General features: G+C 64.7%; 22 protein-coding genes and 1 riboswitch. Of the genes, 15 read left to right on the forward strand and 7 right to left on the reverse strand.

Annotation, left to right across the window (positions count from 1 at the left end):
- Positions 1 to 2: 2 nt before the first annotated feature.
- A complete protein-coding gene (locus ASD22_RS01175) occupies positions 3 to 797 on the forward strand; it encodes a tRNA threonylcarbamoyladenosine dehydratase (RefSeq protein ID WP_056077821.1) in 795 nt (264 codons plus the stop codon).
- Positions 798 to 1,320: 523 nt separating this feature from the next.
- Here the strand turns inward: ASD22_RS01175 and phbB are convergent.
- Both phbB and gluQRS read right to left on the reverse strand, forming a co-directional pair.
- Positions 1,321 to 2,061 (reverse strand): acetoacetyl-CoA reductase, encoded by a 741-nt coding sequence (gene phbB, locus ASD22_RS01180; RefSeq protein WP_056077823.1) that lies wholly within the window; start codon positions 2,059 to 2,061, stop codon positions 1,321 to 1,323.
- A gap of 78 nt (positions 2,062 to 2,139) precedes the next feature.
- Positions 2,140 to 3,033 carry a tRNA glutamyl-Q(34) synthetase GluQRS gene (gene gluQRS, locus ASD22_RS01185; RefSeq protein ID WP_056077825.1) on the reverse strand — a complete coding sequence of 298 codons (894 nt, stop codon included), beginning with the start codon at positions 3,031 to 3,033 and terminating at the stop codon, positions 2,140 to 2,142.
- Between the two features lie 157 nt (positions 3,034 to 3,190).
- Here gluQRS and htpG point away from each other — a divergent pair, with 157 nt between their 5' ends.
- Positions 3,191 to 5,062, forward strand: coding sequence for a molecular chaperone HtpG (gene htpG, locus ASD22_RS01190; protein WP_056077828.1), 1,872 nt, complete (start codon positions 3,191 to 3,193; stop codon positions 5,060 to 5,062).
- An 83-nt stretch (positions 5,063 to 5,145) separates the two neighbouring features.
- Here htpG and ASD22_RS01195 read toward each other — a convergent pair whose 3' ends face one another.
- Positions 5,146 to 5,688 carry a hypothetical protein gene (locus ASD22_RS01195; protein WP_056077831.1) on the reverse strand — a complete coding sequence of 181 codons (543 nt, stop codon included), beginning with the start codon at positions 5,686 to 5,688 and terminating at the stop codon, positions 5,146 to 5,148.
- Positions 5,689 to 5,861: 173 nt separating this feature from the next.
- Between ASD22_RS01195 and ASD22_RS01200 the strand changes: the two genes are divergently transcribed.
- The 6 genes from ASD22_RS01200 (at position 5,862) to ASD22_RS01225 (ending at position 14,657) form a co-directional block, all read left to right on the forward strand.
- Complete coding sequence (locus tag ASD22_RS01200) at positions 5,862 to 6,599, forward strand: glutathione S-transferase family protein (RefSeq protein WP_056077835.1); 738 nt, start codon at positions 5,862 to 5,864, stop codon at positions 6,597 to 6,599.
- A 282-nt stretch (positions 6,600 to 6,881) separates the two neighbouring features.
- Positions 6,882 to 9,185: a TonB-dependent receptor gene (locus tag ASD22_RS01205; RefSeq protein ID WP_056077838.1), complete on the forward strand. Its 2,304-nt coding sequence runs from the start codon at positions 6,882 to 6,884 to the stop codon at positions 9,183 to 9,185.
- A 37-nt stretch (positions 9,186 to 9,222) separates the two neighbouring features.
- Positions 9,223 to 11,250: a serine hydrolase domain-containing protein gene (locus tag ASD22_RS01210; protein WP_056077841.1), complete on the forward strand. Its 2,028-nt coding sequence runs from the start codon at positions 9,223 to 9,225 to the stop codon at positions 11,248 to 11,250.
- A gap of 54 nt (positions 11,251 to 11,304) precedes the next feature.
- Positions 11,305 to 12,315 (forward strand): dipeptide epimerase, encoded by a 1,011-nt coding sequence (locus ASD22_RS01215; RefSeq protein ID WP_056077844.1) that lies wholly within the window; start codon positions 11,305 to 11,307, stop codon positions 12,313 to 12,315.
- Positions 12,316 to 12,430: 115 nt separating this feature from the next.
- Positions 12,431 to 13,732, forward strand: coding sequence for a peptide MFS transporter (locus ASD22_RS01220; protein WP_056077848.1), 1,302 nt, complete (start codon positions 12,431 to 12,433; stop codon positions 13,730 to 13,732).
- 7 nt (positions 13,733 to 13,739) lie between these two features.
- On the forward strand, positions 13,740 to 14,657 hold the full coding sequence (locus ASD22_RS01225; RefSeq protein WP_235577465.1) for a MurR/RpiR family transcriptional regulator: 918 nt from the start codon (positions 13,740 to 13,742) through the stop codon (positions 14,655 to 14,657).
- 118 nt (positions 14,658 to 14,775) lie between these two features.
- On the opposite strand, the gene ASD22_RS01230 is transcribed toward ASD22_RS01225, so the two are convergent.
- The 4 genes from ASD22_RS01230 to ASD22_RS01245 all read right to left on the reverse strand — a co-directional run bounded on the left by ASD22_RS01230 (position 14,776) and on the right by ASD22_RS01245 (position 19,685).
- On the reverse strand, positions 14,776 to 15,414 hold the full coding sequence (locus ASD22_RS01230) for a DUF4124 domain-containing protein (RefSeq protein WP_200946302.1): 639 nt from the start codon (positions 15,412 to 15,414) through the stop codon (positions 14,776 to 14,778).
- Positions 15,415 to 15,498: 84 nt separating this feature from the next.
- Complete coding sequence (gene pnuC, locus ASD22_RS01235) at positions 15,499 to 16,068, reverse strand: nicotinamide riboside transporter PnuC (protein ID WP_056077853.1); 570 nt, start codon at positions 16,066 to 16,068, stop codon at positions 15,499 to 15,501.
- Positions 16,068 to 18,236, reverse strand: a complete 2,169-nt coding sequence (locus tag ASD22_RS01240) for a TonB-dependent siderophore receptor (RefSeq protein ID WP_056077857.1) — start codon at positions 18,234 to 18,236, stop codon at positions 16,068 to 16,070. The genes pnuC and ASD22_RS01240 overlap by 1 nt, the downstream gene beginning before the upstream one ends.
- A 63-nt stretch (positions 18,237 to 18,299) precedes the next feature.
- Positions 18,300 to 18,396, reverse strand: a riboswitch (TPP riboswitch).
- Positions 18,397 to 18,554: 158 nt separating this feature from the next.
- Complete coding sequence (locus ASD22_RS01245) at positions 18,555 to 19,685, reverse strand: phosphotransferase (protein ID WP_056077860.1); 1,131 nt, start codon at positions 19,683 to 19,685, stop codon at positions 18,555 to 18,557.
- Positions 19,686 to 19,812: 127 nt separating this feature from the next.
- Between ASD22_RS01245 and ASD22_RS01250 the strand changes: the two genes are divergently transcribed.
- The 7 genes from ASD22_RS01250 (at position 19,813) to galE (ending at position 25,909) form a co-directional block, all read left to right on the forward strand.
- Positions 19,813 to 20,706 carry an AEC family transporter gene (locus tag ASD22_RS01250; RefSeq protein WP_056080754.1) on the forward strand — a complete coding sequence of 298 codons (894 nt, stop codon included), beginning with the start codon at positions 19,813 to 19,815 and terminating at the stop codon, positions 20,704 to 20,706.
- Positions 20,707 to 20,777: 71 nt separating this feature from the next.
- Positions 20,778 to 21,347 (forward strand): response regulator, encoded by a 570-nt coding sequence (locus ASD22_RS01255; protein WP_056077862.1) that lies wholly within the window; start codon positions 20,778 to 20,780, stop codon positions 21,345 to 21,347.
- A gap of 346 nt (positions 21,348 to 21,693) precedes the next feature.
- Positions 21,694 to 21,990: a hypothetical protein gene (locus ASD22_RS01260; protein ID WP_056077865.1), complete on the forward strand. Its 297-nt coding sequence runs from the start codon at positions 21,694 to 21,696 to the stop codon at positions 21,988 to 21,990.
- Positions 21,987 to 22,694 carry a nucleotidyl transferase AbiEii/AbiGii toxin family protein gene (locus ASD22_RS01265; protein WP_200946303.1) on the forward strand — a complete coding sequence of 236 codons (708 nt, stop codon included), beginning with the start codon at positions 21,987 to 21,989 and terminating at the stop codon, positions 22,692 to 22,694. Before ASD22_RS01260 ends, ASD22_RS01265 begins: the two co-directional genes overlap by 4 nt.
- A gap of 161 nt (positions 22,695 to 22,855) precedes the next feature.
- Positions 22,856 to 23,710 (forward strand): glycosyltransferase family 2 protein, encoded by an 855-nt coding sequence (locus ASD22_RS01270; RefSeq protein WP_056077868.1) that lies wholly within the window; start codon positions 22,856 to 22,858, stop codon positions 23,708 to 23,710.
- Positions 23,711 to 23,726: 16 nt separating this feature from the next.
- Entirely contained in the window at positions 23,727 to 24,935 is a 1,209-nt protein-coding gene (locus ASD22_RS01275; protein ID WP_082520081.1) for a glycosyltransferase, read from the forward strand.
- Positions 24,932 to 25,909 (forward strand): UDP-glucose 4-epimerase GalE, encoded by a 978-nt coding sequence (gene galE, locus ASD22_RS01280; RefSeq protein ID WP_056077875.1) that lies wholly within the window; start codon positions 24,932 to 24,934, stop codon positions 25,907 to 25,909. The genes ASD22_RS01275 and galE overlap by 4 nt, the downstream gene beginning before the upstream one ends.
- Positions 25,910 to 25,913: the final 4 nt, after the last annotated feature.

Raw genomic sequence — 25,913 nt, forward strand, 5'->3', positions numbered from 1 at the left:
GCATGAGCGCGCCATCCTTTCCCGCCGAGCGTTTCGCCGGCGTCGAGCGCCTGTACGGCACGGGCAGTGTCGAGCGTTTTTCCGAGGCGCACGTCTGCGTGATCGGGGTGGGCGGCGTGGGGTCGTGGGCGGCGGAGGCGCTGGCGCGCAGCGGCGTGGGCCGGCTCACGCTGATCGACGCGGACGAGGTCTGCGTATCCAATACCAACCGCCAGCTGCATGCGCTGGATGGCGAATTCGGCAAGCCCAAGGTCGGCGTGATCGCGACGCGCGCGCATGCCATCAATCCCACGATCCGGCTGGAGGCGATCGAGCGTTTTCTCACGCCCTCCACGCTGGACGAGTTGCTCGACCGCGGCTACGACGTAGTGCTGGATGCCTGCGACGCGTTTCGCGTAAAGCTTGAGACCATCGCCTGGTGTCGCCGCCGCAAGCTGCCCATCGTCAGCGTGGGCTCGGCCGGCGGCCGTACCGACGCCACCCAGATCCGCGTGCGCGACCTGTCGCGCACCGAGCACGATGCGATGTTCAGCCTGATCCGCAAGAAGCTGCGCACGGATTTCAATTTCCCCCGCAACCCTGATCGTTACTTCGGTGTTTCGGCCGTCTATTCATTGCAGAACGTGCAGTACCCGCAGCCGGATGGCAGCGTGTGTGGCACGCGTCCGCCCGGGGGCGACGCGATGAACCTGGCGTGCGGTGGCGGCTTGGGTGCGGCGACGCATGTCACCGGTACGTTTGCGTTTGCGGCGGTGGGGAAGGTGTTGGAGAAGCTGCTGGAAGGAAAATCGGGGTGACGCTCGATACCGATGGATGGCGCGGACTACCTCCTCTCCCCTGTGGGGAGAGGATTGAGGAGAGGGGCGGGTGCTTGCGGGGACGCTGATCGGCGAGGCTTTTCGGCGTCGTGATGCGCTTTGTTGCTGCTTCCCCGAGGCGTGTCCCCCTCTCCCTGCCCTCTCCCCGCAGGGGAGAGGGGTTACGGATTCTTTCGGCGCTGAGGCGCGGCTTCTTTTGGGAGCTGAGGCAAGCAAGCATCCATGCGGCGCTGCCCGTTCGGCATCCATGCTCACCTGGTGATGCCGCTGAAACTGCCACTGGTGGGTGGCTTCTTTTGGGAGCTGAGGCAAGCAGGCGTCCATGCGGCGCTGCCCGTTCGGCATCCATGCCTCACCTGGTGATGCCGCTGGAGCTGCTACTGGTAGATGGCTTTTTTGGGAGCTGAGGCAAGCAGGCGTCCATGCGGCGCTGCCCGTTCGGCATCCATGCCTCACCTGGTGATGCCGCTGAAACTGCCACTGGCAGTTTCAAAGCGCGGCATCACCAACCCATGTAGTGTCCGCCGTTGATGGCCAGGTTGGCGCCGGTGATCCAGCTGGTTTCCTCGCCGGTGAGGAAGGCGACGGCGTGGGCGATTTCCTCGGGTTTGCCGAGGCGGCCCACCGGGATCTGCGCCACGATCTTGGCGCGCACGTCTTCGGGCACGGCCATCACCATGTCGGTGCCCACGTAGCCGGGCGACACGGTGTTGACGGTGATGCCGAACTTCGCGTTTTCCTGCGCCAGCGAGATGGTGAAGCCGTGCATGCCGGCCTTGGCGGCGGCGTAGTTGGCCTGGCCGTACTGGCCCTTCTGGCCGTTGATGGAGCTGATCTGCACGATGCGGCCCCATTTGCGTGCGCGCATGCCTTCGATCACCGGTCGGGTGACGTTGAAGCAGGCGTTCAAGTTGGTGTTCACCACGTCCATCCACTGCTGGTAGCTCATCTTGTGGAAGGTGGAGTCGCGCGTGATGCCCGCGTTGTTGACCAGGATTTCCACCGGGCCGCACTTTTCCTCGATGGCGCGGATCATCGCTTCGGAAGCCTGCGGGTCGCTGACGTCGCCGGGCACCAGGGTCACCTCGATGCCGTCGGCGGCCATCGCCTGGCGCCAGGTTTCGGCTTTCGCCGCGTCACGGTAGTTGGTCACCACGCGATGACCCTGCCCGGCGAGGTAGCGCACGATCGCGCTGCCGATGCCGCCGGTGCCACCTGTAACCAATGCCGTGCGCTGCGTCATTTCCTTTCTCCTGTAGGTGTACGCGATCGACGATGCCGGACGGCCACGTCGATGACTCCACTCTCCGCGATGGCAGAGTCATTCGCAACCATTTTCTATGACGGTTTGGCCGTCCAGCCGCTGGTTGCGGCGGGGCAGGCGATCGGGATCGAACCGATCCAGCATGTTTGCCAGCAGCTCCTGAACCGTGCCCGCCGAGCCTGCCACCGGCAAGGCCAGGAAGCCCGCTGCGCTGCGCAGCGCGGGCAGCGGGTCGCCCGCATCCACCGGTAGCGCCTGCGTGGATTTGGACAATTTGCGACCGTCGGTATCCAGCACCAGCGGCAGGTGGCGATAGGCGGGCGTGGGCAAGCCCAGGCAGCGCTGCAACCAGATCTGCCGCGGCGTGGAATCGAGCAGGTCGTGGCCGCGCACCACCTCGGTGATCTGCTGGTCGGCATCGTCCACCACACAGGCAAGGTGATACGCATAGATGCCATCGGCGCGCCGTATCACGAAATCACCCACGTATTGGCGCAGGTTCTGCTGTTGCGGTCCCTGCAGTGCATCGTGAAAATGGATGTCGTCGTCGGGTACGCGCAGGCGCCATGCGGGCGCCACGCCGTCTTCGTGCGAGCTTGCACAACGGCCATCGCGATGGATGCCGCCGCTCGGCTCCAGCGCGCGCCGGCTGCACCAGCAGGGAAACAGCGCGCCGCTGGCTCGCAGTGTTTCGAACGCGGCATCGTAGGCGGCCAGCCGCTGCGACTGGAAAAGCGGCGGCGCATCCGCCAGCAGACCGAACGCGTGCAGCGTGTCGAGGATGTTCGTTGCCGCGCCGGACACTTCGCGCGGGGTGTCGATATCCTCGATCCGCACCAGCCAGTCGCCGCCAGCGTGGCGCGCGCAGAGCCAGCTGGCCAGCGCAGCGACCAGCGAACCAAAATGCAGGGGGCCAGTGGGCGAAGGGGCGAATCGGCCGCGATAGCTCATCGGTACAGTTTATCGCCGCCGCGGCGTCATGCGCGCCTTGAAACCGAGGGCACCTGCCCCGATTTCCCCAACCCTGTCCGCCGCACACCGCCGGCCGTTTCGGTGCCCCCGCGGCGGCAATCAAACATGTCCATGTCCTACTGGAGTTGAGCCTGCAATGAACGCACCCGCCACCGAAACCCGCAAGTTCGAAGCCGAAGTTGCCCAGGTCCTGCATCTGGTCACGCACTCGCTTTACTCGCACAAGGAAATCTTCCTGCGCGAGCTGGTTTCCAACGCCTCCGACGCCTGCGACAAGCTGCGTTTCGAGTCGATCGCCAACCCCGAATTGTCGGCCGGCGACAGCGAGCTGCATATCGATGTGAGCTGGGACCCGCAGGCGCGCACCGTCACCGTGCGCGACAACGGCATCGGCATGAACCGCGACGAGATCGTGGCCAACATCGGCACCATCGCCAGCTCCGGCACGCGCCGTTTCCTGGAAGCGATGTCGGGCGAGCAGAAGGCCGATGCGCGGCTGATCGGCCAGTTCGGCGTGGGCTTCTATTCCGCCTTCGTGGTGGCCGACAAGGTCACCGTGCTCAGCCGCCGCGCCGATGCGCCGGCTGGCGAGGGCGTGAAGTGGGAGAGTGACGGCAAGGGCGAATACTCGCTGGAACAGGTCGAACAGGCCGAGCGTGGTACCTCGGTCATCCTGCATCTGAAGGCCGACGAGGACGAGTTCCTGAAGCGCTGGCAGCTGCGCTCGCTGATCACCCGCTATTCCGATCACGTGGCCTTCCCGATCCGCATGCCGGTCGAGAAGGACGACCAGCCCACCGACGAGTGGGAAACCATCAACGCTGCGTCGGCGCTGTGGGCCAAGCCCAAGTCCGAGATCAGCGACGAGGATTACCAGAGCTTCTACAAATCCCTCGGCCACGATTTCAACGACGCACTGGCCTGGACGCACAACCGCGTCGAGGGCAGCCAGAGCTTCACCACCTTGCTGTACCTGCCGTCGCAACCGCCGTTCGACCTGATGATGGGCGGCCGCGATGAGCGCAAGGGACTCAAGCTCTACATCAAGCGCGTCTTCATCATGGACGCCGCCGAAGAACTGCTGCCGAACTACCTGCGCTTCGTGCGCGGCGTGGTCGACGCCGACGACCTGCCACTCAACGTCAGCCGCGAAATTCTGCAACACAACCGCCAGCTCGACCGCATCAAGGCCGCCTGCGTCAAGCGCGTGCTCGACCTGATCGAAAAGCTGGCCCGCGACGAGCCGGAAAAATTCCAGACGTTCTACAAGGCCTTCGGCAACACCCTCAAGGAAGGCATCAGCGAAGACGCCAACAACCGCGAGCGCATCGCCAAGCTGCTGCGCTTCGCCTCCACCAAGGGTGAGGGCACCGCGCAGAACGTCTCGCTGGACGACTACATCGGCCGCATGGCGATCGGTCAGGACGCGATCTGGTACATCACCGCCGACAGCTACGCTGCCGCCTTCGGCAGCCCGCAGCTGGAAGCGTTCAAGGCCAAGGACATCGAAGTGTTGCTGATGTCCGACCGTATCGACGAATGGATGATCGGCAGCTTGAGCGAGTACGAAGGCAAGAAGCTGAAGAGCGTGGCCAAGGGCGACGTGCCTTTGGATGAGGCCGACAAGAAAAAGCAGGAAGAGGCGACCAAGGAAGCCGAGCCGCTGTTGAAGAAGCTGAAGGATCTGCTGGGTGATCGCGTGGGCGAGGTAAAGGTGTCCGCACGCCTGACGGATTCGCCGTCATGCCTGGCGTTGAGCGATTACGAAATGGCTCCGCATCTGGCCCGCCTGCTGCGCGAAGCCGGGCAGGAAATGCCGGAATCCAAGCCGACGCTGGAGATCAATCCGCAGCACGCGCTGGTCAAGCGGGTCGAGACGGAGGGCGACGAGGCCAAGGCGAAAGACCTGGCCACCTTGCTGCTGGAGCAGGCGGAGATTTCGGCCGGCGCGCAGTTGCCTGACCCGGCCGCGTTTGTGCAGCGGATGAATCGGGTGTTGCTGGGGTAGGCGCATCGCGCCTGCCAACGAAAAGCCCGCCATCGGCGGGCTTTTTTTTTCTCTGCGGGAGTTATCCCGGATGCAAGCCAACCCTACCGGGTGGGACGCGATGGCGCGGGATGCGAAGCGTTCCGGATCGGTGGCGGCAACTGGCGAACAGGAATGGGTTGGGGACGGAAACCGGCTCGATAATGGCTGAACTCGAAGAGCCTGCGATTCCTTTGATGGTCCCGGTTGGCCAGCGCCAAACGGTGCCCGTCGATGTGCACCCAATGCCAAGAGCCCGCGGGCACCGGCTTGGTGGAGATGTAGGCGAAAATGGCATCGTAGTCGCCCTCGGTGCGGGGCGAGGTCTGCAAGGAAACATTGATGATGGCCTGGCTGGCCATCGGGTGGCCGTGGCGATCGGTCGCCGGTTTGCTGACCATTTCGGCCAGATTCTTCCTCAACAGGCGGTCGAGTTGCGGCGAGAGTTTCGTGGCGGGCGAGGCATCGGTGACTCTGCCTTGCGCATCCACCTGCACCAGCACGGGCAGGATCGCGGAAGGGAACTCGTTGAGCGGTTGGGTGGAGGCCGTGGCGGCACCGCCGGTGGCCAGCAGGGTGAAAAGGGCGAGTGGGAGTAACGGTTTCATGGACCCTCCGGGGAGCCGGGTGTTGCCATGACCATGGGATGAATCATCCCGGCTGCAGTGGTTACTTTCCTCCCGGCCGGCGCTCAAGTCAACGGAGGCGCCGGTGGCCACCGGCGCGTTCTCGGGTTTCGGACAACGTCCCTGCTGACATGCTTCCCCTAGCGAGCACCGCCATGTCCGATTCCAGCATCACCTTGTACGTTACCCGCGCCGCCTTTGAGTTGCCGGACACCAGCCCCTTCGTGATCAAGACCGAGGTGCAGCTGAAAATGGCCGGGCTGGCGTACGGGCGGGTGCCGATGATTCCGCCACAGGCGCCTTTGGGGAAGTTGCCCTTCATCGACGATCACGGCGAGGTGGTGAGCGATTCCACCTTCATCCGCGCCCATGTCGAACGCAAATACGGGGTCGATCTGGATGCGGGCCTGGATGCGCGCCAGCGGGCGCAGGCGTGGGCGATCGAGCGCCTGCTCGAGGATCATCTTTACTTTGCGATGGTCTGGTTCCGCTGGATCGATCCGGACAATTTCGCCAAGGGGCCGGCCCGGTTCGCCGACAGCGTGCCCGAGCCGCAGCGCGCGCAACGACGCGAGCAGATGCAGGCTGGCAAGCGCGCCGAACTGCACGCGCAAGGTATCGGTCGACACAGCCCGGAAGGGATTGCCGCGCTCGGCGTGCGTTCGATCGATGCCTTGGCAGCGTTGCTGGGAGAGCAGCCGTATTTCATGGACACCTCACCCAGCGGTGTGGATGCCACGGCGCTGGGCGTTCTGGCCGGCGTGCTCACGCCTTTCTTCGATACGCCACTGCAGCGTGCGGCAGCAGCCCATCCGAATCTGGGGGAATACGTCGCGCGGATGATGCAGCGCTATTACCCGGCGCACGTCTGGCCCGTGCGCGGACCCCGATAGCGTTCGCCGCTAGCCGACGGTTGCACGGCCTGCGGCGTCTCACCCCACCTTCAAGTGACCCTCCGCCGCCCGTAGTGACGCACGCATGCCGTATCTCTGAGTGGACGGCTTTACGGCTGGACGGCGACATGGCGTGCGGGGAATCACTCGCACAGTGCTACCGGGCGGCCGACGTTCCCACGCGCATATTCATGATAGAAAACTATCATTGACTTTCAAATGATAACAAGATAACACTGCACCCGTGGATTGTCCTTCAACGACCATCACGGGGAGTACGTCATGGAATTGCATCATCCGTATCGCAGCCGGCGTATCAGCATTGCGGTGGCGTTGGCGCTCTTGATGCCGATGGGCGCGTGGGGGCAGCCGTTGGCGGCGACTGAAGCGGGCGCGGGGCGGGGTGAGCCCGAGGCAGTGGCGGCTGCCGAGCAGCCTGTCGCGTCGTCAGGCGATACGTCGACGACCAATCTGGGCACCGTGATGGTCACCGCCAACAAGCGCAGCGAGCGCCTGCAGGACGTGCCGATGGCGGTGTCGGCGGTGTCGGGCAACGATCTTCAGCGCCAGAGCGCGCAGGGTTTTTCCGATTACGCCAGCCAGGTGCCGGGCCTCAATGTCGTGTCGCAAGGACCGGGCCAGACGCAGCTCACGTTGCGCGGCGTCACCTCGGGTGCCAACACGCCGAACGCCACGGTGGGCACGTATATCGACGACACGCCCTACGGCTCCAGCACGGTCTATTCCGCGGGCAGCGTGTTGACGCCGGATATCGACCCGGCTGATCTGGAGCGGATCGAAGTGCTGCGGGGCCCGCAGGGCACGCTTTACGGCTCGAACACCCTGGGCGGCCTGCTGAAATTCGTCACGGTGAAGCCGGACAGCACGGCGGTTGCCGGCCGCATTTCGGTGGGCGGCAGCAGCGTGTCGGGCGGCGAAGGCGGGATGGATTCGCACGCCATGTTCAACGTGCCGCTGATCAAGGATGCGCTGGCGCTGCGCGTGAATGCGTACGCGCGCCACGATCCAGGCTATATCGACAACGTGGCCACCGGCGAGAAGGACGTCAACGACGCCGAAGTGCGCGGTGGTCGTGCGCAATTGATGTGGACGCCATCGGAGGCTTTCTCGCTGCGGTTGTCGGCACTGGCGCAGAACCTCCATGGCAATGCGCTGGCCAACGGCGGCGTCGATGTGGATCCGCTGACGTTGAAACCGCTCTACGGCGACCTCAAGCAAAGCCGCGCGCCCGGCACCGGCAATTTCGGCGTGCGCTATCGCCTGTACGACGCCAGCATCAATGCGGATTTCGGTTGGAGCCAGCTCGTTTCGGTGAGCAGCTACAGCACGCTGGATCGGCAATCCAACCCCGACGCGACCGTCGCCTATGGCCCCATCGTCAACCCCGCGCTCGGGCTGGACAACGGCGGCTACTCGATCAACGGTCCTATTCACCTGGGCAAGTTCACCCAGGAATTGCGGCTGCAATCGCCCGAGGACCGGACGCTCGAATGGCGCGCTGGCGTGTTCTATACCCGCGAGCACACCACCAACCAGCAGGACGTGCTGAGTTTCGACGCCACCACCGGCGAACCGATCGCGTTGCCCTTCACACTGGGGCACATCGCGGTGGGCCCGGCGACCTTCACCGAATGGGCTGGCTATGGCGACATCACCTGGCATGCCACGTCGCAGTTCAGCCTGCTGCTGGGCGCCCGCTACACGCATGACCGCACCACCTTCAACCAGAGCGGTACCGGCATCCTGGTGGGCGACAGCGACTTCACCATCAAGGGCTCGGACAGCCCCACCACCTTCCTGTTGAACCCCAGCTTCAAGTTCAGCGACGACCTGATGGCCTACGTGCGCGTCGCCTCGGGCTATCGGCCGGGTGGCCCCAACGTGGGGGTGCCGCCGGGCCTTGGTGCGCCGGAGACCTTTGGTCCGGACAAGTTGGTGAGCTACGAGCTGGGCTTGAAGTCGACCATGCTCGACAAGCGCATGGCGCTGGACGTGGCCGCCTTCTACATCGACTGGGACAAGATCCAGCTGACCTCCTTCGCCGGCGGTTTCAGCTTCCTGGGCAACGGCGGCAAGGCCCGCAGCCAGGGCGTGGAAGCGAACTGGCAGTACGCCGCGGCACCGGGCCTGGTACTTTCGGCCAATGCCACCTGGACCGATGCCGAGTTGACGGCGGACACGCCACCGGGCTTGTTCGGCTACAAGGGCGACCGCCTGCCGTGGGTGCCGAAATGGAACGCCCATGTCGGCATCGACTACGACTTCCCGCTGGCAGGGGCCTGGTCCGGTTTCGTCGGCGGCAGCTACAGCCATGTCGGCGAACGCAAGACCGATTTCCAGGCCGTGCCCGGCCCGCGCTTCGACGCACCCGGCTACAACGGCGTCGACTTGCGCGCAGGCGTGAACATCAACAACTGGACGCTCAAGGCCTACGTCAAGAACCTCACCGACGACCGCGGCATCAGCTCGATGGCGTCGGAAACCATCGATCCGCTTGGCAGCCCGTTCGGCGTGGTCTACGTGACGCCGCGCACCGTCGGCCTGTCGGCCAGCGTCAGTTTCTGAGCCTGTCCCGTCATCGCCATCTTTCTGGAGTGTGTCCATGAATCGTTATGCGAAGCTCGCCGTGGCGTTGGCCCTCAGCCTGTGCACCGGCCTGGCCACCGCACAGGTGCCGCCGTCGCCGACAGTTCCGGCGCCCGCCGGCTCGACCGTGTTGCCGGCACCGGCCAAGGTGACGGCCGCCACCGCCGTGACCAGCGCGTCCGAGGGTGATGCCCACGCGCTGACCGAAGCGGATCTCACCACCTTCTTCGACGGCCTGGTGCCTTACGCGCTCAAGCGGGGCGACGTGGCCGGCGGCGTCATCAGCGTGGTGAAGGACGGCAAGCTGCTGTTTGCCCGCGGCTACGGCTATGCCGACCTGAAAACGCGCAAGCCACCGTCACCGGAAACCACGCTGTTCCGCCCCGGTTCCACCTCCAAGCTGTTCACCTGGACCGCGGTGATGCAGCAGGTGGAGCAGGGCAAGCTGGATCTGGACAAGGACGTCAACACCTATCTCGACTTCAAGATCCCCCCGCGCGACGGCAAGCCGATCACCCTGCGCCAGATCATGACCCACACCGCGGGTTTCGAGGACACCGCCCGCGGCCTGCTGCCGGCGACCACGGATGAAGTGGATCTGGAGAAATACCTGAAGACCCACATCCCCGCGCGGATCTATCCGCCGGGCCAGGTCGTGGCGTATTCCAACTACGGCTGCGGCCTGGCCGGCTATATCGTGCAGCGGGTATCGGGCGAGCCGTTTGCCGATTACATCAAGCACCACATCTTCGATCCGCTGGGCATGCAGCACTCCAGCTTTGCGCAGCCGTTGCCGCCGGATCTCGCGCCGCTGATGGCGAAGGGCTACGAGAGCGTGTCCGACGGCAAGCCGCGTCCGTTCGAGCCGGTGGACCCGGCACCGGCCGGTGCGATGAGCAGCTCGGCCACCGACATGGCGAAGTTCATGATCGCCCAGTTGCAGGGCGGTCGCTTCGGTGACACGCGCATCCTGCAACAGGCCACGGCCGAGCTGATGCACAGCCCGCAGCACACCGCCGCACCGGGCCTGCCCGGGTTCGACCTGGGCTTCTACCAGGAGGACAGCCACGGCCAGCGCATCATCGGCCACGGCGGCGACACGGTGGTGTTCCACAGCGATCTGCACCTGCTGCTGGATGCGAACGTGGGCATCTTCATGTCGTTCAACAGCGCCGGCAGCGAGGGCGGCGCGCATGTGATCCGCAAGGCGGTATTCCAGTCCTTCCTCGACCGCTACTTCCCGTATGACGCACCCGCGGAACCCACGGTGGCCAGCGCGAAAAAGGATGCCGCACGCGTCGCCGGCTGGTACGAATCCAGCCGCCGCAACGACAGCGCGCTGCGTCCCTTGTATCTGCTGGGCCAGACCAGCGTGGTGCCGCAGCCGGATGGCACCATCGTCGTCTCGATATGGAACAACTACGCCGGCAAGCCGCTGCACTGGCGCGAAGTGGGGCCGCTGACCTGGCGCGAAGTGAACGGTGACGCGCATCTGAAATTCGTCACCGACGACAAGGGCGATATTCTGTACTGGGCCACCGACGTCGAAGCGCCCGTGTTCGTGTTCCAGCGCGTTTCCGCCGCACGCTCGATGAGCTCGGTGAGCCTCTGGGGCGGGCTGTCGTTCCTGGCGGTGATCGTCGCGCTGCTGAGCTGGGGCATCGGTGGCTGGGTACGTCGCCACTATGGCCGTTTGATCGCGTTGAACGCGGCGCAGCGGCGCTCGCGCCTGCTGTCGCGGCTGGGCCTGCTGGCGCTGTTCATCGACATTGGCGGCTGGATCGCCCTGCTGGTGAGTTCGACCATCAGCGAGGACATGCTGCTGCAGGGCAGGATGACGCCGTGGCTGTACCTGCTCTACGTACTGGGCGTGCTGGCCCTGCTCGGCGCGTTGGCGGTGGTGGTGCATGCGGTGCGCAGCTGGATGGCGCCGCGGCGTGGCCGCTGGGTGCTGGCCGGCGAAACCCTGCTGGCGCTGGCGGCGATCTACCTGAGCTGGTTCATCGTGGTGTTCGGGTTGATCAGCTTCAACGTCCGCTATTGATCTCACCGCGCGGCGGCGAACCCCCGCCGCCGCGCTTTATCCGGGAATACACGCATGAACGTTCATGAGTGCGGGCGGTTGCGCCTGCAAGCGACGCAGAAGAGCTGGGCGATCAAGGCGCCATTCCACATCACCGGCTACACCTTCACCGCGTTCGATGCGCTGATCGTCGAGCTCACGGATGAGCAGGGCCGGACCGGCCGCGGCGAAGCGCAGGGCGTCTATTACCGCCACGACACGCCGGCCACCATGCAGGTGCAGATCGAGGCCTTGCGTGCGCAGATCGAGGCCGGCATCGACCGCCAGACGTTGCAGAAACTGCTGCCCGCCGGCGGCGCGCGCAACGCGCTCGATTGCGCCCTGTGGGATCTCGAAGCCAAACGCAGCGGCAAGCCAGTGTGGCAACTGGCCGGGCTGGATACGCCCAGGCCGTTGCGTACTACCTACACGCTGGGCGCGGAAGAACCGGAAGCCATGGCCGAAGGCGCAAAAGCCTATGCCGCCGCCCGCGCGATCAAGCTGAAACTCACCGACGACGGCCGCAGCGCCGAGCGCGTGCTTGCCGTACGCGAGGCGCGGCCGGACGTGTGGCTGATGGTCGACGCGAACCAGGGTTTCACCCGCGAGTCCTTCGCGCGCCTGCTGCCCACGTTGGCCGAGGCGCGGGTGGACGTGGTCGAGCAGCCGTTCCCGGTCGGCAAGGAAGACTGGCTGGACGGCCTGGATCGGCCGATACGCGTTGCCGCCGACGAAAGCGTGCAGGATCGCGGCGACCTGGAAAAAATGGTGGGCCGCGTCGATGTCATCAACATCAAGCTGGACAAATGCGGCGGCCTCACCGAGGCGCTGGAAATTGCCGCCAGGGCACGCAAGCTGGGCTTCGATTTGATGGTGGGCAATATGGGCGGCTCGTCGCTGGCGATGGCTCCGGCATTCGTGGTGGGCCAGTTGTGCGACGTGGTGGACCTGGACGGCCCGATCAGCCTGATCGACGATTACGCCCCGTCGGTGGTTTATGAGGACGGCAATGTGTGGTGTTCCGACGCCGTCTGGGGCGGTGCGTAATCCGCCCTGTAGGAGCGACTTCAGTCGCGATGCTCTTGCCTCTATTGAAACTCCAGAGCAGAAGCATCGCGGCTGAAGCCGCTCCTACAAGTGAGAACTGGAGAGAGTAGACAGCATGATTCCAGCCACGCGCGAGAAAAACTGGTTCGGCCATCCGCGCGGCCTGAGCGTGCTGTTCCTCACCGAAATGTGGGAGATGTTCTCCTTCTTCGGCATGCGGGCGCTGCTGGTCTATTACATGACCAAGCACCTGGACATGGATCAGGAGTACGCCTCGCTGGTGTATGGCGCCTACGCGGCGTTCGTGTATTTCACGCCGGTGTTCGGCGGCATGATCGCCGACCGCTGGCTGGGCCGGCGCAACGCGGTGGTGATCGGCGGAATCACCATGGCGCTGGGTCATTTCATGATGGCGTCCGAGCCGCTGTTCTACCCGGCGCTGGCCACCATCGCGCTGGGCAACGGCCTGTTCCTGCCCAGCCTGGCCAGCCAGATCGAAGGCCTCTATCGCGACGGCGATCCGCGCAGCAAGACGGCTTACAACATCTATTACGTGGGCATCAACCTGGGCGGCTTCCTGGCGCCACTGGTGTGCGGGTCGCTGGGCGAGTGGTATGGCTGGCATTGGGGGTTCGCCGCCGCCGGCCTCGGCATGGTGCTGTCGGTGGTGATCTATCTGGCCGGCTGCCGCTACCTGCCGCCCGAACCGCCGCGGCGCAAGCGCGCGGCTACCCGGCCACCGGTGGATCGTGCGGTGATCGATCGCTTCATGCTGCTGATCGGCATCGCCGCCATCGTGGTGGTGTTCCGCGGCGCCTACGAGCAGACCGGCAACACCATCGCGCTGTGGGCCGACCAGGGCGTCGATCGCCACTTGGGGGACTGGGTCATTCCGATGACCTGGTTCCAGGCGATCAACTCGCTGGTGGTGTTTGCCTTTACCCCGCTGCTGGTGGCGCGCTGGGCGCGGCTGGCGCGGCGCGGCGTGGAAACGCCCTGGCTGGACAAGATGGCATTCGGCGCCTTCATCGTGGGCGCTTCGTTCCTGATGCTGGCCGCGGTGGAAGCGTGGTGCGCGGCGCACGGCACGCGCGCCAGCTGGCTGTGGTTGTTCGCGTTCTTCGTGCTGCTGACCACGGGCGAGCTGTACATCCTGCCGGTGGGGCTGGGCCTGTTCGGGCGCATGGCGCCGGAAGGTTTTCGCGCCACCAGCATCGCCACGTGGTTCTTCGCCGGCTTCTTCGGCAACCTGCTGGCTGGTGCGCTGGGGACCTTGTGGAGCCAGCTGAGCCACGCGTGGTTCTTCACCCTGATCGCCGCCGTGGCGGGCCTGTCGGCGTCGCTTCTGTATATGCTGGGCCGCCGCATCGGCGACGTGGAAACCCATGCATCCGCGGCCGTGGTGCTGGCGCGATGAGAAAACGATGACCAAAGACCTGCAAAAGAAACTGAAAAGCCGCTGGGACAGCTTCACCGCGTCCGAGCAGAAGATCGCCACCCACCTGCTCAACAACATCAGCGGCATCCCGTTCGAAACCGCCGCGTCGCTGGGCAAGCAGGTGGGCGTGAGCGCGATGACGGTGGGCCGTTTCCTGCGCAATCTGGGCTACGCCGGGCTGGGGGAGTTGAAGGAGGAACTGCGCGGCGAGGCGCCTTGGCTGAAGCTGTACAAGGCGCCGCTGCCGACGAGCGATGCGGATTTCGTCAGCGAGAACCTGCAGGCGGAAATCCGCGGGCTCACCGACGTGCATGAATTGGCACGCACCGAGGAGTGGCGAACCATCGTCAGGATGCTGATCGAGGCGGACAAGGTGTCGATCGCCAGTTTCCAGCACGGGCGCTTTCTGGGCCTGGGTTTCGCCAGCCTGCTGGAACACGTGCGGCCGCGGGTCACGTTCGACTCCGGTGCGGATGGTGCGTACACCGAGCTGCTGCTGGACTCCACCCCGCAAAGCTGCGTGGTGCTGATCGACGTGCGGCGCTACTCGCGCCATTTCCGGCTGCTGGCCGACGAGGTGGCGGCACGCGGCATTCCGCTGGTGATCATCACCGACACGCAGTGCTACTGGGCGCGCCAGCTGACGCCGAACGTGCTGATGGTGCCGCTGCGCGCCGAGCGCGCCTGGCACAGCCTGGGCACGTTCACCGCCCTGTTCAGCCTGTTGATCAGCGCGATGACGCGCGAGATGGGCGACGTGCTGGGCCGCATCAGCGACATCACCCAACTGCGGCAGAAGTTCGTCGGCTACGTGGGGCCGTCGCTGGCGGCGCGCGTCGACACCAAGCCGCCGGTGGCTACCAAGCCCGCCGCACGGCGCAGGAAAAAGCCTGATCCGTCCTAGGGGCTTCCATGGTGGGAGCAACCCCTGTGGGAGCGGCTTCAGCCGCGATGCTTTTGCTCTGGATCTCCACCGAAGAGCATCGCGGCTGAAGCCGCTCCTACAGAAAGACGGGTGACGCTCAGCAGCGCAGGCGACCGCCGGCCAGCGTTTCGCAAGGATGGAACGTCGGCGGCCTCGGCCCCATGGGACGATCACCGTCATGGCCGCGATCGTGGTCGCGATCACGGTGCCCGTCATGGCGGCGCGGCCAGCGCGGTGAGGCGCCCCAATACGGAGAGGCGTAGATGCCGGGCGGCTGGGTCAGTTCATCCTGGTACTGGGCGTTCTGCTGGCGCAGCGTTTCGTTCTCGATCAGCAGGTGCTGGCGGTTGGCCTCCGCGTCGGCCAGTGCTTGTTGCTGCGCCTGTTGTTCGCGCTGTTGCGCAGCGGCAGCGGCCTCGTCTGCCTGGCGTTGCGCGCGTTCGTTTTCCGCCTGCACATGGGCCTCCAGACGCTGCTGGTAGAGCGCCTGCAGTTGGCGTGCGTCGGCATAGTTTTTCGCCGCGTCGAGTTGGCCCAGCCGCAGGTAGCGGTCGATGATTTCGGTGTCGTCCGCGCGATGCAGCAACTCGCCGCTGCTGGGGCAGGGCTTGTCGGTGTATTCGACCTGGCCGCCATGGCTGCATTTGTAGATGTTCTGCGCCAGCACCGGTCCCGCCGCTACCGAAAGCAGCAGTGCCAGACAAGGCGATAACCGGGCAAGGGTCGAGGTGTTCATGGCAACGGCATTCTGCACCGAAACGCGTCAGGAAAAAGTGGCCAGCCTGAACCGATGCAATCCGACCGTGATGGCGCCCGGATCCTAGACCGCCACCGCCTCACCCGTCGAGCGGCGCCACGCACGCAGGCCGATCACCGCCAGCACGATGAAGGCCACGTACAGCACCGCGGTGATCAGCAGCGACTTGTAGACGTACTCACCCACGTACAACACATCGACGGTGATCCACAGCCACCACGCGGCGATGTGCCGGCGGCCCTGCCACCATTGCGCCACCAGGCTGAAAGCGGTGAGCGCCGCATCGAGCCAGGGCAGCGCGGCATCCGTCCAGCGATGCATGGCGAAGCCCAGCGCCAGTGCCCCCAGCGCGCCGACGCTGACGTGTTGCAGCGCGTGCCGGAATGGCAGCGGCGCCAGTTGCACCCGGCCGTGGTCGTCCAGGTGCTGCATCCAGCGCACCCAGCCGTAGACGATCATCACGGCGAAGGCGCCCTGCAGCAGGGCGTCGGAGTACAGCTTGGCGTCGATGAAGATCCACGAGTAGATCAGCACCGACACCAGCCCGATCGGCCAGCACCAGGGCCGCCGCCGCGCCGTAAGCCACACGGCGAGGGCGCTGACCAGTGCCCCGATGAGCTCGATCCAGCTCATCAGAAGCCGACCGTCACCGACAGTCGGGTTAGCCGTGGCGCACCGGGAAACAGGTAGCTGTCACCGCCGGCACTGCCGGTGTCGCGCCAGTAGAACCGGTTGAACACGTTGTCCATACCCAAGCGCGCGACCAGCGGGTGGCTGCGCCATTGCCCGGTGTAGCGCAGGCCGGCGTCGAACACGTGATAGGCGGGCGCGCGCTCGCGGCCGTCCGGCGTGGCGATGTTGGACGACGCATAACGCCAGCCACCCAGCACGCTCAACGCGGGCGCGAACGGCAGACGGTAATCGGCGTGGATGGCCGTGCGCAGGCGCGGCACGTTCACCACCTGGTGGCCTTCGTAGGCGGCGGCGCCGGTGTTCTCGGCGCGGGCGCGGATGAAACTGGCGCTGGCGGTGAGGTTGAGGTTGCTGCCGAGTTTGCCGTTGGCGCCCAGCTCCAGCCCGGTGTGCACCTCTTCACCCTGCTGCACGAAGGTGAAGCCTGCCTCGGTATCGTCCGGCCGTGCAAACTGGTACGGCTGGCGGATGCGGTAGACCGCGCTGGTGAGGTTCAGCGCCTCGCTCACCTGGTATTTCACCCCGGCCTCGACCTGCCGCGACAGCCGCGGCGCCAGTGTGCTGCCGTCGTTGCTGGTCCAGTACGGCGCTTCCTGTCCCAGCGAAAGGCCCTCGCTGTAGCTGAGGTACGCGGTCAGCGGATCGGTCGGCTGCCACAGCACGGCCGCCTGCGGCAGCGCCTTGCTGAGGCGGGTGTTGCGTTCGGGCACGCCGTCGCTGTCGTAGGCGCGGTCGTGCAGGCGCACGAAGCGGTCGCCGACAATCACCTGCCAGTGCTCGCCCAGATGGATGCGGTCCAGCGCGAACAGCGAGTGCTGCCAGCTGGTCAGTCGCCGTGCCGAGGCGCCGGGCTGATTGGGAGAGGGCGCGAACACCGGTGGATCCACATCGGCGATGTTGGCGGTGCCCACATAGTCGTACACATCCTGGCGGCGGTCGATGGTGCGCTGGAACGCGCTGGCGCCCACGCTGATCTGGTGGGTCAGCGTGCCGGTATCGAAGCGGCCTTCCAGCACCGCGCGTGCCTCGTTGTCCACGCGGGTATCGTCGGGGCTGCGGTAATCGTAGACGTCGTAGTCGCCGTTCGGCGCGAAATAATTGCCCGGGGTGGCACCGCTGGCGCAATCGGCCGCGTAGAAACAGCCATAGGCAAACGCCACGTTGTCGTCGATCAGGCTGCGGCTGTGGCCGGCGGAAAGGCGCAGGCGCCAGTCCTCATTGAATGCATAGGCGAAGCGCGCGCTGCTGTTGGCGGCGTGGATGGCCACCGGCTTCTGCCATGGCTGGAAACCCAGCATGCGGGTGGCGCTGGCGTGGGCGGGGATGGTGTTGCCGCCCAGTAGTTGATAGCCGGACACAGAACGCTGCGCGCTGGTCTGGTAGTTGCCGTCCAGTTGCAGCGTGGCCTTGGGCGAGATGTTCCAGTCGATGGCCGCCGCGTAGAAATTGCGCCGGCCATCGGCGTGCTGCACGTAGGAATGGGTGTCTTCATAAGCGGCGTTGAGGCGCACGCCAAAGGCCGGCGTCAACCAGCCGCCCACGTCCAGCGCACCGTAGCGCGAGCCATGCGAGTCGACGCCCAGCGTGACGTTGCGGACTTTGTCCGGCCGCTTGCTGACGTAGTTCACCACGCCGCCCGGTTCCATCACGCCCGCTTCCAGCCCGGCCAGGCCTTTCAGGATCTGTACCTGCTGCTTGTCTTCCATCGCCACCGGCTGCTCGCCGGCGATGGTGAGGTTGTTGAGGCGCAAACCGGTGGCCAGGTCCAGCGGATAACCGCGGATGGCGATGTCCTGGTAGTACCCAACCGGCGCGTAGTTGTCGCCCAGCGAGGCATCCTCGCGGGCCAATTCGCTCAGCGTGCGGATCTGGCGGTCGTCGATCTGCTGGCGGCTGACGACGGTGACGGAGGCGGGCGTGTCATGCAGCGATGCGTTGCCGTAGCTGTCCAGGCCGGTGCCCGGCGTGGCATCGCGGTCGGCCATGGCCTTCACGTCGATGGTCGACAGATCGGTGGTGCGCGGTTGCGTGTTCTGGATATCGGCGGCGTGCGCCACGCCAAGGGAGGCCAGCAGGGCAAGCAAGAGGGGAGTGCGGGAAAGAGTCATCGTCGTCGTCGAATTCGGTGGACACACGAAGCGACGGCGAATCGACCCATCCACGAAAGATGCATCGATCCGTATCAAGCTCCCTACGCCGGTGCAAACCGGATCAGGTTCCAAGGGACTCTCTCAGCCCGGCAAACGCCAGGCACCCCCGCTTCAAGAATGCGTATTAAACCATGGAATGGCTTCCGATGGCCTTACTGTGGGAGCGACTTGTGGGTGGGTGCGACTTGTGGGAGCGACTTCAGTCGCGATGCTTTTTTCTGGTGCCTCACAAGCAAGAGCATCGCGACTGAAGTCGCTCCCACAGAGCTGCGCAGCTCAGGCGCAGTCGTGGATGCTCTGCAGCAGCGATTGACCCTCGCGGGTACCGAACCACGCCGCGTGCCCGCGCAAAAACGTGTCGTAGGCCACGTCGGCATTGGCGCGCGATTGCGTGATGGCGTGGAAGTACTCCACTTCCGACAGCGCGAAATCCACATGCACCAACGGCAGCAGGTTGGCCAGCAGGTGGACGTCCGCGCCATCCAGCGGGCGCACCTGTCGATAGCCATCGATCAGCGCGCAGGCAATATCCGCATGCGCCGCATGGCCGTCCAAAGCCAGCCACGCGATCGCATTGCGCTCGATGGCGGTGGCGATATCGAACAGCGCGAAGTTGGCCGCCGCAAGGCCGAAATCCAGCACGTCGGTGATGTGGGCGCCAGCGCTGCTGTCACTCCAGCACAGGTTGGAAACGTGCCAGTCGCCGTGCGTCCACAGCCGCGGCTGGCGTGCCAGCAACGGCTGCGCGGCGGCATGCCATGGCGCCAGCAGTTCGCTCAGTTCGGACGTCCAATTGCGCTCGGCAAAATAGCTGGCCAGACCCGGCCGTGCCGGCAATTGCGTCTGCAACGCTGCGATGGGATCAGCCGCAAGGATCAGCTCGCTGCGCGCGACCAGGATGTGCGTATCGCGCTGGGGCGCGGCGTAGCCTTCGGTAGCGTTGTGCAGCGTGGCCAGCGTGCGCCCGGCCACCAGCGCGTGATTGCTGACGGGCAGCGGTTCCCACGAGATCGCCTCGCGATAGAGGTCGATGCCCTTGGCGCGCTCATGCACCTCGTACACCCAATCGCCGATGGCCACGGCAGTGCGTGCCTGCGCATCGTGCAACACCGCGGGAATCGGCAGGCCAGCGTGACGCAGGTGGGCGATGAAGCGATGCTCCTCGCTCAAGGTGGCGACCGAACGCACGCGGTGGTGGTGCCGCTTTACGAACACACTGCCGCGCGCGGTTTCCACCAGGCAGGCCGCCGACAGCGGGCGCGGGCTGTGCCAGCGGATGGCGTCGAACCGGCCGGCCTGCGGATAACCGGCCAGCAGCGTTTCGACCTCGGCCGTCGTCAACGCCGGCCAATCCGGCGGCGTGCTGTCGCCGGCTAGGCCGTGGGCGCGGTGGGAGGAGTCGTTCATCAATCCGGTTTTGACAGGACGAAAGCGCAGGATTATGGCCGAAAGCCGCAACGGCGCGCTTTCGTGCCGCCCCCGCATCGCGTCTAATGGACGGCTGTTTCGGTCATGTGCCCCGCTGATGAGTGCGATGTTGATGTTGTTCGTGTGCCTGGTGCTGGGCGCGCTGGTGGCGCGTTATGCGCGCCCGCCGGCCGGGATGGTCGCGTCGCTCAACTGGTGGGTGCTCAACGTGGCGCTGCCGGCGCTGGTGCTGGAGTTGATTCCGCGCGTCACCTTCGATCCGCAGCTGTGGTTCCTGGTGGCCGCGATGTGGCTGACGTTCGGCGGCGCGTGGCTGTTCTTCGGCGTGCTGGGGGCCAGGTTGGGGTGGTCGCGCCAGCGTATCGGTGCGTTGATTCTGGTCTGCGGCCTGGGCAATACCGGCTTCATGGGCTACCCGTTGCTGCAGGCGCTGCGCGGCAAGGAAGGCCTGACGCTGGCGATCGTCGCGGACCAGTTGGGCACCTTCATGATCCTGGCGTCGGCGGGCATCGTGGTGGCTTCCATCTATGCCGGCGCTGTCGCCAGCCCGCGACTGATCGCGCGGCGGGTGGTCCTGTTTCCCCCGTTCATTGCGTTGGTGCTGGGCGCGATCGCCGGCCAGTGCGGCGGCTGGCCGCCGCTGCTCGATGGCGTGTTTTCGCCGATCGGCGCCACCATGACACCGCTGGCACTTTTTTCCGTGGGCATGCAGTTCAAGCTGCGTGGCGGGCAGGGGCAATGGCTTGCGGCCAGCATGGGGTTGGGCTGGAAACTCCTGCTGGCACCGCTGCTTTGCCTGGCATTGGGCGTTGCCACGGGTATCGGCGGATTGGTGCTGGCCGTGGGCGTATTGCAGGCGGCGATGGCGCCGATGGTGTCGGCGGCTATCCTCGCCGACGAATACGGCCTTGACCCCGAACTGGCCAATACCGTGCTCGGTGTGGGCATCCTGATTTCGCTGTTGACCGTGCCATTGGCCAACCTCTGGTTGGCGACGTGATTCATTTGCCTTGCGTGCGGACACTTATGCACCGAGACTAAACGCACTATCCAAAGGGAGGCAGGTTTGCTATGGCGGGTTTTGAGCGGATCAAGCGATTGCTGGGAAGAGGTGCCCCCTCCGATCGCCGCGCGGTACCCCGTGCCGACTTGCCCCGTGGCGCGCGCGTGTTGGTCGTGGACGATTCATCCACCATCCGCGCCGTGCTGGGCAAGATGCTCAGCCAGGAAGGCCACGTGGTGTTCAAGGCTCCCGATGGCGAGACCGCCCTCGAAATGGCCCAGACCGAGCAACCCGATCTGATCTTTCTGGACATCGTGCTGCCCGGCATGAACGGTTTTGCGGTACTGCGTGCACTGCGCCGCGATCCGGCCACGCAGACCATTCCCATCGTGATGATCAGCGGCAACCTGCAGGCCACCGAACAGTTCTACGTGCAGCGTTTCGGCGCTGACGACTTCATGAAAAAGCCGTTCGGCCGCAGCGAGGTTTTCGCCCGCATCCAGCACCTCACCAAGACCGGCCGGCTGGTGATCCGCGAGCGTAGCCACGACGAGACGCCCGCCCACACGGATACGGAACTCGAGCACGACGCGATTCCCGATATCGCCATGCCCGACCCGCACGATCTGTTTCGGTAACCCGCGATCTGCAGCATTCCCTGTGGGAGCGGCTTCAGCCGCGATGCTTTTGGGCTGGCCTTTCAACCGTCAGAAGCGTCGCGGCTTAAGCCGCTCCCACAGGCAGGCGCCGCCGTTGTGGGTGCCACTTCAGTGGCGATGCTCTTCATCAAGTCACGCCAAACGCATCGCGAAGCCGCTCCCATAGCTGGTTTCCTCCATAACGCGTTGTCCGTATTCACGGAAATCCCTTTCTCGCCACATCGAAACCGCGGTAGACATCATCGTCATAAGATCATTTGTTATTGATTTATATGACTTTTTGAAGTAAAATCAGCGTACAACGTACCCGCATTGCGGAGTCATCATGGTCGGGATCAATCAGGCGTCCTTGAAGCCATTTGCCGGCAAGTACATCTGGTGGAAAACGCCGGAAGACGCCATAGCCATGCCCGAGCGGGTGATTGCCCAAGTCATGAATATCGGTGACTACGCCGACGTTCAGACACTTGCCTCGCAAGTTGGCGATGAGGCACTTCGCGAAGTTCTGATTCACGCGGAGGCAGGCCAGTTCAATGAGCGCTCTTGGGCTTACTGGCACTATCGTCTGGGCCTGTCCGGCGTGGACGAGGTGCCGGCTTTGCCCGTGCGGAGATTCGAGTGACGGGAAGGTTCAAGCCTTGCCTGGACGTATTGCCTCCCGCCCAGAGGATTCTGTGGCCGCAGCTTGGGAATGCACCGGCTCTCGGTTTTACGCTTTACGGCGGTACCGCCATTGCACTCCGATTGGGGCATCGTGATTCCGTGGATTTCGATTTCTTTTCGGAAGATCCACTCGACAAAACCGCCATCAAGGCGGCTTTCCCGTTCATGGCGCAATCCATCACATTGCAAGATCAGGACAACACCTGGGTCGTGCTTGCCCCCAATGCAGATTCAGGGCACGAGCATGTCAAGATTTCTTTCTTCGGCACCATTGCCTTCGGGCGGGTAGGTGAGCCGGATCTTACTGATGATGGTGTTGTGCGGGTGGCCTCCCTCGACGACCTGATGGCAACCAAGGTCAAAGTGATACTTCAGCGCGCGGAGGCCAAGGACTATCGAGACATTTCCACCATGATCAAAGCAGGCGCGGATTTGTCGCGCGGACTGGCATCAGCCAGGTGTTTATATGGCCCAAACTTCCAGCCGAGTGAAAGCCTGAAAGCACTGGTCTATTTCAACGATGGCGACCTGAAAACACTGACATCCGATGAGAAGCAGACGTTGATCGATGCGGTCAAGGCGGTGCGTGATCTCCCGAGCGTGACGCTACGCTCAAACTCCCTGAGTGGTGTGCCACCTGCCGAGCTTCCGTCCATCATGTAAGAGCGCTGCCGTGGCAGGAGTCACTTCCATGGCGATGCTCTTCATCAAGCCAGGCCAAACACATCGCGGCTGAAGCCACTCCCACAGAAACTCCAAACAAGCCCCAAACAACCGCCCCACCTTCACGCTATGATTCCCGCTCACACCGGGGGAGTAGCCGTTTGAACCGCCTCAGCATCGTCCTGCCAGCCAAGAACGAGGCACCCGCGCTGGCCGAGTTGTTGCCGCGCTTGCGCGCCATGCATCCCGATGCCGAGATCATCGTGGTCGACGACGGCAGCACCGACAATACGCGCGATGTCTGTGCCAACGCCGGCGTGCAGTGCCTTTCCTCCCCGTATTCCATGGGCAACGGCGCGGCCATCAAGCGCGGCGCGCGCATGGCCACCGGCGACATCCTGGTGTTCATGGATGGCGACGGCCAGCACGACCCCGCCGACGTGGCACGCCTGCTGGAAAAACTGGAGCAGGGCTACGACATGGTGGTCGGTGCGCGCGACTGGAGCAGCCAGGCCGGCGTCGGCCGCGGCGTCGCCAACACCTTGTACAACTGGCTCGCCAGCCGCATGACCGGCCACCACGTGGCCGACCTCACCTCCGGCTTCCGCGCCGTGCGCGCCGAGAAATTCCGCGAGTTCATCCACCTGCTGCCCAACGGCTTCAGCTACCCCACCACCAGCACCATGGCGTTTTTCCGCAGCGCCTACCCGGTTACCTACGTACCGATCACCGCCGCCCAGCGCGTGGGCAAAAGCCACATCCGCCCGCTGCACGACGGCGTGCGCTTCCTGCTCATCATCTTCAAGATCGCCACGCTGTACTCACCGCTGAAGCTGTTCGTGCCGGCCAGCGGCGTGTTTTTCCTGCTGGGCCTGGCCAACTACGCGCGCACCTTTTTCCTGTACGGGCGACTGACCAACATGAGCACGTTGATGTGGAGCGCGGCGGTGATCGTGTTCCTGATCGGATTGATCTCCGAGCAAATCACGGCGTTGACGTATCGGCGTGATGTCTGAGCCGAGCAGGCCCGTCGTGCTGGTACTGGCTTCCACCTATCCGCGGTGGGCCAATGACGTTGAACCGGGTTTCGTCCATGAGTTGTGCCGCCGTCTGGCGGCCGGCATGGATGTCATTGCGCTGGTGCCTGATGCGCCGGGTGCGGATTCCAGTGGCATGCTCGATGGGGTGGAAGTCATCCGCTATCGCTATGCTCCCCGTCGCCTGCAGACATTGGTCAACAACGGTGGCATCGCCACGAACCTGCAGCGCCATGCGTGGAAATGGTTGTTGATACCGGGGTTCGTGCTGGGCCAGTACGTGGCGGCGAGGCGGCTGCTCAAGGAGCGACGCGTTGACGTCATTCACGCGCACTGGCTGATTCCGCAAGGGCTGGTTGCGCTTGGCCTGAAGCGTCGTTTCGCCATTCCTTACCTGGTGACGTCGCATGGCGGGGATTTGTTCGGTTTGCGCGGGCGCGTGCTAAATGCGTTGAAGCGGCGCGTGGCGGCGGCGTCCTCGGCCATGACGGTCGTCAGCGGTGCGATGCGCGACGAGGCGACGGCCATCGGTCTTCAATCGCCAGAGTTGGTTGTGTTGCCCATGGGGGTAGATCTGCGCGAACGCTTCGTCCCTGGCGCGGGGGAGAAGTGCACAACCGACGAGCTGCTTTTCGTGGGCAGGCTGGTGCCGAAGAAGGGGCTGCCGTATTTGCTTGACGCGATGTCCCGGGTGCTTGCCCGACGGCCATCTGTCCGATTGAACATCGCGGGCTTCGGCCCGGAAGAGGCGTCGTTGCGAGCCCAGGCCTCGCGGCTTGGTATCGAGAGCAGCGTGAGTTTTCTGGGCGCCATGCCGCAGGCATCGCTGCCGCAGCTTTATCGTCGCGCCAGCGTTTTCGTCGCCCCTTTCATTCGTGACGAATCCGGTAACCAGGAGGGCCTGCCGGTGGTGCTGATGGAGGCGATTGGTTGCGGCTGTCCGGTTGTCGTGGGCGAGGTGGCCGGTGTTCACGACCTTCTTGGTAGCGCGGCTGCCGAAGTCTGCGTCGACGCAAAGAATGCAGAGGCCCTGGCCGCGGCCATCCTGGCAACGCTGGACGATCCGGAGCAGGCGGCCGAGCACGCGAAGCGCATCCGCGATGCCGCTGTCAGCCGCGTGGATTGGGACGTCATTGCCGATGGCTATGCCGGTTTGATTGCCCGTTGCGCGCTCGACACACCGTCGAAAGGTCCGCGCACATGACGCATGTACTGGTTTGCGGTGGTGCCGGTTACATCGGTGCGCACATGGCGAAGGCCCTGGCGCATGCGAATTGCAGGGTGACGGTATTCGACAACCTTTCCACCGGACATCGCGCGGCGGTACGTTGGGGCGACCTGGTCGAGGGTGACCTGCTCGACAAGGTGGCGCTCGCCCAGTTGTTCGCGGCCCATCGCTTCGATGCGGTCATGCACTTCTGCGCCGTGTCGCAAGTGGGCGAGTCGGTGCGCAGACCGTACGCGTACTACGAAAACAATGTCACGGGTACGTTGAACCTGCTGGAGGCCATGCGCCTCGCAGGTGTCGATCGACTGGTGTTTTCATCCACCGCCGCCGTCTATGGATTGCCCATGGCGGATTACCTCGACGAATCGCACCCGACCTTGCCGATCAACCCTTATGGTGCCAGTAAGCTGATGGTCGAGCGCATGCTGGCGGATGCCGCGCAGGCCTATGGGCTGCGCTCCGTGGCCTTGCGCTATTTCAATGCGGCCGGCGCAGACCCCGATGGCGAGATCGGCGAATCACACGCGCCGGAAACCCATCTCATCCCCAACGTGCTGCGTAATGCTCTGGGCGAAGGCGATGGCTTGCGGATATTCGGCAACGACTACGGAACACGGGATGGCACGTGTGTGCGCGACTACGTGCATGTTGACGATCTTGCATCGGCCCATCTGTTGGCCATGCGCTACCTCGACGCCCACGATGGCGCGCATCACTTCAACCTCGGCAGCGGCCATGGCTACTCCGTGATGGAGGTCATCGACGCCGCGTGCCAGGTTACCGGCAGGTCAATACCCTTCGCCGTTGAGCCACGCCGCGCAGGTGATCCGCCAACGCTGGTGGCCAACAGTTCGCGCGCCGCCGAGGTGTTGGGTTGGCAGCCATCGTTTGACGCCATGCCGGCCATCATTGAAACCGCATGGCGGTGGCATCGGACGCCACGTTATTGATTGC

It is taken from the genome of Rhodanobacter sp. Root480, assembly GCF_001426645.1.
Classification (GTDB): Bacteria; Pseudomonadota; Gammaproteobacteria; order Xanthomonadales; family Rhodanobacteraceae; genus Rhodanobacter; species Rhodanobacter ginsenosidimutans.

Bases quoted from the DNA above. Each gene is read 5' to 3' on its own strand.
- ASD22_RS01225 (WP_235577465.1), top strand. From the start codon at position 13,740: ATGACCAAAGACCTGCAAAAGAAACTGAAAAGCCGCTGGGACAGCTTC.
- ASD22_RS01230 (WP_200946302.1), bottom strand. From the start codon at position 15,414: ATGAACACCTCGACCCTTGCCCGGTTATCGCCTTGTCTGGCACTGCTG.
- phbB (WP_056077823.1), bottom strand. From the start codon at position 2,061: ATGACGCAGCGCACGGCATTGGTTACAGGTGGCACCGGCGGCATCGGC.
- ASD22_RS01205 (WP_056077838.1), top strand. From the start codon at position 6,882: ATGGAATTGCATCATCCGTATCGCAGCCGGCGTATCAGCATTGCGGTG.
- ASD22_RS01215 (WP_056077844.1), top strand. From the start codon at position 11,305: ATGAACGTTCATGAGTGCGGGCGGTTGCGCCTGCAAGCGACGCAGAAG.
- ASD22_RS01195 (WP_056077831.1), bottom strand. From the start codon at position 5,688: ATGAAACCGTTACTCCCACTCGCCCTTTTCACCCTGCTGGCCACCGGC.
- galE (WP_056077875.1), top strand. From the start codon at position 24,932: ATGACGCATGTACTGGTTTGCGGTGGTGCCGGTTACATCGGTGCGCAC.
- pnuC (WP_056077853.1), bottom strand. From the start codon at position 16,068: ATGAGCTGGATCGAGCTCATCGGGGCACTGGTCAGCGCCCTCGCCGTG.
- ASD22_RS01210 (WP_056077841.1), top strand. From the start codon at position 9,223: ATGAATCGTTATGCGAAGCTCGCCGTGGCGTTGGCCCTCAGCCTGTGC.
- ASD22_RS01260 (WP_056077865.1), top strand. From the start codon at position 21,694: ATGGTCGGGATCAATCAGGCGTCCTTGAAGCCATTTGCCGGCAAGTAC.
- ASD22_RS01250 (WP_056080754.1), top strand. From the start codon at position 19,813: ATGTTGATGTTGTTCGTGTGCCTGGTGCTGGGCGCGCTGGTGGCGCGT.
- gluQRS (WP_056077825.1), bottom strand. From the start codon at position 3,033: ATGAGCTATCGCGGCCGATTCGCCCCTTCGCCCACTGGCCCCCTGCAT.
- ASD22_RS01200 (WP_056077835.1), top strand. From the start codon at position 5,862: ATGTCCGATTCCAGCATCACCTTGTACGTTACCCGCGCCGCCTTTGAG.
- ASD22_RS01220 (WP_056077848.1), top strand. From the start codon at position 12,431: ATGATTCCAGCCACGCGCGAGAAAAACTGGTTCGGCCATCCGCGCGGC.
- ASD22_RS01255 (WP_056077862.1), top strand. From the start codon at position 20,778: ATGGCGGGTTTTGAGCGGATCAAGCGATTGCTGGGAAGAGGTGCCCCC.
- ASD22_RS01175 (WP_056077821.1), top strand. From the start codon at position 3: ATGAGCGCGCCATCCTTTCCCGCCGAGCGTTTCGCCGGCGTCGAGCGC.
- ASD22_RS01245 (WP_056077860.1), bottom strand. From the start codon at position 19,685: ATGAACGACTCCTCCCACCGCGCCCACGGCCTAGCCGGCGACAGCACG.
- htpG (WP_056077828.1), top strand. From the start codon at position 3,191: ATGAACGCACCCGCCACCGAAACCCGCAAGTTCGAAGCCGAAGTTGCC.
- ASD22_RS01240 (WP_056077857.1), bottom strand. From the start codon at position 18,236: ATGACTCTTTCCCGCACTCCCCTCTTGCTTGCCCTGCTGGCCTCCCTT.